Raw genomic sequence first — 4499 nt, forward strand, 5'->3', positions numbered from 1 at the left:
GTTTCTGTTTTCAAAATGAATTTTTACCAAATACTTGATTCCATCGACTTCTAAGGTTTCAGTTTTCATAGTTTTTCAATCTTTTTTCCTGTTTATTTGTTAAATTCATCTTTTCCTTATATTTGATTGTTAATTTAACCAGTTTTCTCCTCCGTTCTGGATTTAAATCCTTGTATTTGACATTTGATAATGCGACATCTCCCAGTACTTTTCTTACTTCACTTGCCTTATCATTTGTACACATTTTTGCAATCTCTTCAAGCTCGTCATCGTGTACAAGAAGGAGTTCATAGCTTATTTTTCTGATGGTTGGATAATTTGACTTTGTTCCGGCTAACAACAATTTTTTGAATCCTGCTTTATTTTGTTCATAGTTCTCCCCAATAAAATCAAAAAATCCCAATAAAATCTGCTGTTTTTCATGGGAACATCCCCCTTTATGATACTTGGTAAAAAAATCCATTGGACTAATTGACGATAAGGACAGATATGCCTTGGTTACATATCGTAATGAAATCGACTCACGCCAGATGTAACTTTTTAATAGTCCAAATCTAATTTCTTTATCTAATGAGGCAAAATATTCTTTGAAAAATTCCTCATCATGATTTATTATGCATAGGAGCAGTCTCTTTTTATCATTCTCTGAAATGTTTTTTGTTTCTATAAACAAATTAGTTAGTTCTTTTATAAGTTCAACTTTGGGGACTTTCTTGATTTTAATCAAAGAAGGCAACATAAAAAAGTAAGCAAGCTTTATTTTTTGCGGCAGTTTAGAATCAATAACAAACCTGAAATTCTCAATTATATCTGATGTATTACTGTATCCATCCTCCCTAAAGAGATAGAGTACATGTTTTTCTGTGAAACATTTATTTTTTATGAGATAATTGCATAAAGTCTGACATGCCAAATCACTTGAAAGAAAATACGATTGGCCAGACAACTCCAAAATATTGGAGGAATCTTTTTCCAATAACGATTTTACCAGCAATAATTTTTCATCATCTTGGAGTATCTTTGACTTTGATATCTCCAATGAGATGGCAGCTTTCATCTCACCAGAATCGATAAGGATATCCATCATATCGTACTCGGACATCATGTCAAAATCACTGTAGTAGTACTTTATTTTCTCGAAATAATTGGTAACTGCTTCTCTAGTAAAATCTAGTATCCTTCTCTTATTTTCAGCAGAAAAATCGAAATTAGCTGGGAGCACCTCATCTCTCAGATAATTTACAATAGTTGTCTGTGAAAACATGTTTTACCCCGCTTTTTCTTATTCTCACTAATTTTTCTTCTACAAAGCTCTAAATTTCTTTTTGCAAGATCATATTCTGGATCTATCTCAAGAGATCTTAAAAATAGTTGTTTTGCTTTTTCTAATTCTCCATTCTCTAAGTACGTAAACCCTAAGTCGTTAACGAACACAGCATTATCTGGTTCTAAATCAACTGCAAGTTTTGAATATTTTATCCCCTTGTCAAATGCAGATAATTTGCTCCAGCAATAACCAAGTCCATTATATAACTCGGCGTTTTTTATTTTTGACAGTACCATTTCATAGATTTTTATGGCTTTTTCATATTCCTCTATTCCTTCATATGCCTGGGTTAATCCAGATGCCGCCTTTACAATGTCTTCTTCAGAAATTGCCATTGAAAAAAACTTCTTAAAACATTGCAAAGCTTTTTCAGGTCGTTCAGTTTGTGCATAAACCTGCGCCAATAAATTTAACCCCTCTACATTTTCAGGATCTAAATCAAGAACATCTAATAGTTTTTGTTCAACAGTTGCAACACTACAAATGGGTGTTTGCCCAAATGCTTGCATGAATACAGAATCAGCAATTGCAGATTCTAATAGGAATTCTATTTCCTTTTCTTTTTTATATTTCATGGACATAATTACTTCTTCTCCATACGCCATTTAACCCGATTTTTAACCGCATATTTTCATCTTATTCCTCCATCTTAGACACGATCTTTTTCACCAGTTCCACATCCTCTGGATGACCATGTTTTTCCTCCCATTCCAATTGCTTTTCCCAATCACCCTTAAATATGACGTAATTGATCATTTTTGCGATGCCCTCAGCCGTTTTTAACTCGCCCTCAAACGTTTCCATTCTGCTCAGATCCACGTCTATTCCCTCCTTTCTAAATTTCTCTACCTCTTTTTCAAGTTCTTCATCAGTTATGTGGAAAAACCTGAATCTTGGTGCATCTCGTATAGTTGTCAATGCTTCCGGGCCTGCAGTGTGGAGAATAAAATGAAGGGTTGAAAGCACTCCAGCATAGAATGCATTCTCCTCTATTTCCTTTTTGTTCATTTTTCCCAGCACTTTCCTGTGAGGACGGGCTTTAGGGTGCGCAAAAAAGAAGATGGTATCCGCCATTTCATTGACATCGCTTTTGTATTTGGAAAGCATGCGTTCCCTTTTCGAAGCATTTTTTATCTCCTCCTTGCTCATACCCTCTTCCATGACTTCCATGCAAAAAGAGCAGACATGCTCGCCCGCCCAGAGCATTTCTTTAGGGCAATCCATCTCTTCACCACAATAACTGCATTTGACAATTTGAATATCTTCTATTTTCGTCATATCACTTCCTTCTAGACGAACACTTTGCAGGAAGCATCCCACTCTGGAGCGTCTGTACTCGCCGAAGCGAAGGTGCGCCGCGGGAATTCCATCCAGTTTTCCCGCTGTTCCCTAAGGGTCTGACTTCTTTCTGTGTGTCCAAGCCATAAAACATCAACGCATTTAAAAATTTTTATCCATTTCTATTTTTGCTTCCATGCACTACTTGCTCGCCGGCAATCATTCCCTTTGGCGATTTTCCATTAACCTTATCGGGATGAACCCCTATCTTATGCTCAAGCATATTTTCTATCTTAGCGCTCACACCACAGAATTCTTATACCTTAAATTTCTTTTTTTCTTCGATATTCCTAAAATTCCATAACGTTTAAATTGTCTTAGCGTTTTCATCTTTGAGGGATGAGGATGCAATGTCCATATTGCAAAAAAGATGATAAAGTAATAAAAAGGGGGAAACGCAGGAACAAGTATGTAGTGAAACAACAGTACTGGTGTAACAGATGCAAGAAATATTTTGTAGAACATGATGGCTTTGAAGGAATGACTTATCCTAAGGATATCATAACCAAAACACTTCATTTATATGTAGAAGGCTTATCTCTAAGTAAGGTAAGGGAATTTATCTGGCAGCATGAGGGTTATTATCTTTGTGATGGAACCATCCTGTATTGGGTTAAAAAATATGCACATTCACTCTCAAAATTTGAAAGCAAGTTAAAACAATAACTTATGATTTCGTGAGAACGTACCAGAGCATTAACAAAACACCTGCTGAGGAAGCTGGATTGAATCTTGTCTTGGGTAGGGACAGATTGTTGAATCTTATATTTTTTTATTTCCTCCCATATTGCATACCAAATTACACTTCAATCCCAAACAATCTGGAAGCTGATTTTAAATCGGGTGAAAATTGAAGGAATTTGATGATACACTGCTTCAAAAATCTATGACGTTACCTGTTCTGAGGAATATCTTTTTATCTTTCAATTTTTGCCATCTACAACTTCCAAACACCCGAATCCCATTGCATTCTTTTCTCCTATTCCGGCATCATATGCGAATTGTAGTAATTCTTCACTTGCCTCAACTGTAAAGGTCATCAATGAACATCTCCTTGGAGTTGCCATTTCGCCGCTGCCCACGACAATGCGTTTTGGTTTGAAATCCTTTATACCAACAATTTCAAAATGATCGTTAGTCGGCCCATTGCCGTAATACTTTGTGTACCTTTTTACCAGATTTTTATGGACGTTTTCATAAAATTTTCCATCCTTTGGGTACAGCTCCCATTCGACCAATTCCCCATCTTTCTCCCTTAGCGTTTTAACGAATACAGGACTCAATGTTTTAAAAGTGCACGGGCTTTCCATTTCATTTCCTTTTAATATCTCTATCTTTGTTACAACGAAATTTTCTTTATACAGATTAAATTCTGGTTCTTGAAGCAGACCTTCTGTAAAACTTTTTATAAACACCGCACCTGGCGAGGTAAGGATGAAATATGCATCCTCAAATGCCAGTCCTTTGCTCGACGGTCTGTGGTTCTCAAATATCAGGTTTGAAAAATTGTAGAATTTGAAACCCTGACGGAAATGTGTTTCATCGGCCAGTTTTATATTTCCTACAGCTAATTTTTCATATAGCATCGATGCCAATACGTACTGATAATTATAAGAGAGAATACCTTCCGAAATATTTTTTATAAAGACTTTTGCCCTCATTTTTCTGCCTGTTAACTAGAATATAGCATAAAAATCTTACTGGTTGAATAGTCTCTACGAATAAGCTCCATTTTGTAACCTAATTGTTTCTCCTCGGGTGACGAGAAGAAACAATCTATTCCTCTAAAATTTTCAGATGGAGGAAAACGAGGGATGGAAAACAGAGTTTTCGG

6 protein-coding genes are annotated in these 4499 nt (G+C 35.9%); 1 reads left to right on the top strand and 5 read right to left on the bottom strand.

From position 1 onward, the window contains the following. Nucleotides 1–58: 58 nt before the first annotated feature. The 4 genes from U9O96_07230 to U9O96_07245 form a co-directional block, all read right to left on the bottom strand. The gene (locus U9O96_07230; GenBank protein ID MEA2054875.1) at nt 59–1264 is read right to left on the bottom strand and encodes a hypothetical protein; all 1206 of its coding nucleotides are present in this window, start codon (nt 1262–1264) and stop codon (nt 59–61) included. After that, nucleotides 1240–1932: a tetratricopeptide repeat protein gene (locus tag U9O96_07235; GenBank protein MEA2054876.1), complete on the bottom strand. Its 693-nt coding sequence runs from the start codon at nt 1930–1932 to the stop codon at nt 1240–1242. Before U9O96_07235 ends, U9O96_07230 begins: the two co-directional genes overlap by 25 nt. Nucleotides 1933–1963: 31 nt before the next feature. Continuing rightward, entirely contained in the window at nt 1964–2605 is a 642-nt protein-coding gene (locus U9O96_07240; GenBank protein ID MEA2054877.1) for a hypothetical protein, read from the bottom strand. 172 nt (nt 2606–2777) lie between these two features. After that, nucleotides 2778–2909, bottom strand: a complete 132-nt coding sequence (locus tag U9O96_07245) for a hypothetical protein (GenBank protein MEA2054878.1) — start codon at nt 2907–2909, stop codon at nt 2778–2780. Between the two features lie 95 nt (nt 2910–3004). On the opposite strand from U9O96_07245, the gene U9O96_07250 reads away from it, so the two are divergent. Next, nucleotides 3005–3331 (top strand): hypothetical protein, encoded by a 327-nt coding sequence (locus U9O96_07250; GenBank protein MEA2054879.1) that lies wholly within the window; start codon nt 3005–3007, stop codon nt 3329–3331. 257 nt (nt 3332–3588) lie between these two features. On the opposite strand, the gene cas6 is transcribed toward U9O96_07250, so the two are convergent. Continuing rightward, nucleotides 3589–4326, bottom strand: coding sequence for a CRISPR-associated endoribonuclease Cas6 (cas6, locus tag U9O96_07255; protein ID MEA2054880.1), 738 nt, complete (start codon nt 4324–4326; stop codon nt 3589–3591). Between the last annotated feature and the right edge of the window lie 173 nt (nt 4327–4499).

It is taken from the genome of Candidatus Thermoplasmatota archaeon, from assembly GCA_034660695.1.
Taxonomy (GTDB): domain Archaea; phylum Thermoplasmatota; class E2; order UBA202; family DSCA01; genus JAYEJS01.

Excerpts from the sequence above, each read along its gene's own strand:
- U9O96_07235 (MEA2054876.1), bottom strand. The coding sequence starts at position 1,932 with ATGGCGTATGGAGAAGAAGTAATTATGTCCATGAAATATAAAAAAGAA.
- U9O96_07250 (MEA2054879.1), top strand. The coding sequence starts at position 3,005 with ATGAGGATGCAATGTCCATATTGCAAAAAAGATGATAAAGTAATAAAA.
- cas6 (MEA2054880.1), bottom strand. The coding sequence starts at position 4,326 with ATGAGGGCAAAAGTCTTTATAAAAAATATTTCGGAAGGTATTCTCTCT.
- U9O96_07240 (MEA2054877.1), bottom strand. The coding sequence starts at position 2,605 with ATGACGAAAATAGAAGATATTCAAATTGTCAAATGCAGTTATTGTGGT.
- U9O96_07230 (MEA2054875.1), bottom strand. The coding sequence starts at position 1,264 with ATGTTTTCACAGACAACTATTGTAAATTATCTGAGAGATGAGGTGCTC.